The organism is Xenorhabdus szentirmaii DSM 16338 (assembly GCF_002632585.1).
Taxonomy (GTDB): domain Bacteria; phylum Pseudomonadota; class Gammaproteobacteria; order Enterobacterales; family Enterobacteriaceae; genus Xenorhabdus; species Xenorhabdus szentirmaii.
Genome location: NZ_NIBV01000047.1, coordinates 1 through 443, shown reverse-complemented (window position 1 = coordinate 443; position 443 = coordinate 1). Strand labels below are relative to the sequence as shown.

Here is a 443-nt window from a genome sequence, read left to right as displayed (position 1 = left end):
CGCGGGGTGAGCTGCCGCCCCTGCTGCTCGATAACGGCAGCTAAAGAGACGGCGGATTTCAGGTGCTGTAATTCTGCATCGGGAATGCGGGCCATGTCATAGTCCTTTAAAAAACCTGTCAATAGACATTGAAGTGGCATTATTAAAGTACTATTATGTGTACGCCGTCAAGGGGTTTTTAGAGGGAGGGTTACAATGACCATATCATTTCAAAACTGGCTAAGTGAGAACGGTATGGAGATCTTTGCAACTCGACTTCGTGAAGCAAGGGAAGCACGCAAAATGACACAAGCGCGACTGGCGGATCTGTTGACGGTAAATCGGCGGGTTTATAACCGTTGGGAACGGGGTTCATCTGTGCCACAGCTGGATACGGTGGTTAAAATTGCTCAGGCATTACAGATGAGTATTGATGCGCTGGTCGGACTCGAAGCGCCGAAAGC

Annotated in this window: 1 protein-coding gene; it reads left to right on the top strand. The window is 49.4% G+C overall.

Annotation, left to right across the window (positions count from 1 at the left end):
- Positions 1-195: 195 nt before the first annotated feature.
- The coding region (locus Xsze_RS21570) for a helix-turn-helix transcriptional regulator (RefSeq protein WP_143707625.1) at positions 196-443 on the top strand (248 nt) is incomplete at its 3' end.